This window comes from Streptomyces sp. PTL18 (genome assembly GCF_059510295.1).
In genome coordinates, this window is record NZ_JCAJZO010000113.1 from 1 (window position 1) to 957 (window position 957).

1 protein-coding gene is annotated in these 957 nt (G+C 73.5%); it reads right to left on the minus strand.

Going from position 1 to position 957, the window contains the following annotated elements; translation table 11 throughout:
• The coding region (locus AC5WS8_RS39205; protein WP_496108246.1) for a carboxylate-amine ligase at positions 1-957 on the minus strand (957 nt) is incomplete at both ends.

A 957-nucleotide genomic window follows, 5' to 3' on the forward strand; every position in this document is an offset into this window, starting at 1 on the left:
GCCTCCGGGTATGGGGCTGGTGTGGTCGGTGGGGTGGGTCGGTGTGGGTGTGGCGGTTCGTGGGGTGGCTGTGCCGCGGGTCTCGGCGACCATCAGGTCGATGCTGGCGAGCAGGTCCTCGGTCTCGGCCGCTCGCCGGAGCCGGTGTGCGGCGGTGCCGGTGGCCAGGGCTTGTGTCAGGAGTTCCTGCACGATTTCGCGGTCGCCGGAGGTTTCCAGTGCTGGGCGCAGTCGGGCCGTCATCGCCTGCAGGACGGTGGGGGCGGGGGTGGCGTGGCGGGTGACCGGGTCGACCAGGGTTCCCTCGAGGCCGGAGCGGGCGGCGCGCCAGGTGGCGGCGCGCAGCCACTGGTGGTGGCCCGGGCAGGCGGGGCCGGGCTCGTGGGCCAGCCGGTCGCAGGCGTCCTGGACCAGTGCGCGGAAGAGTCCGCTGATCAGCACGACCGTCTCCACGCGGGGGCAGGCGTCGCAGATGCGCAGCTCCAGTGTCTGCTGGTGGGCGGAGGGGCGGACGTCGTGGTAGACCATTCCGGCGTCACTGATGACGTCCGAGCGGATCAGCTCCTCGATCGCGGCGTCGTATGCGGCGGCGTCCCGGTGGCAGCCGGCCGGGCCGGCGGTGGGCCAGCGCTGCCACAGCATGGTCCGCCAGCTCGCGTACCCGGTGTCCGCGCCGAGCCAGAACGGTGAGCTGGCCGACAGTGCGAGCAGGGGTGCCAGCCAGGGTGAGACCAGGCACATGGCGCGCACGGCGGTGTCCCGGTCCGGCACGTCGACATGTACTTGCGCGCTGCAGATGAGCTGCTCGTCGGCGACTTTGCGGTACTCGTCGACCATGTGCAGGTAGCGGGGGTCTGCGGTGACGTCCCGCGGGGTGACCCGGGCCAGGGGGACCGTGCCGGCCGCGACCACCGCGAGGCCCAGCGAGGAGGCCGCCGCGTCCAGACGGCGCCGGGC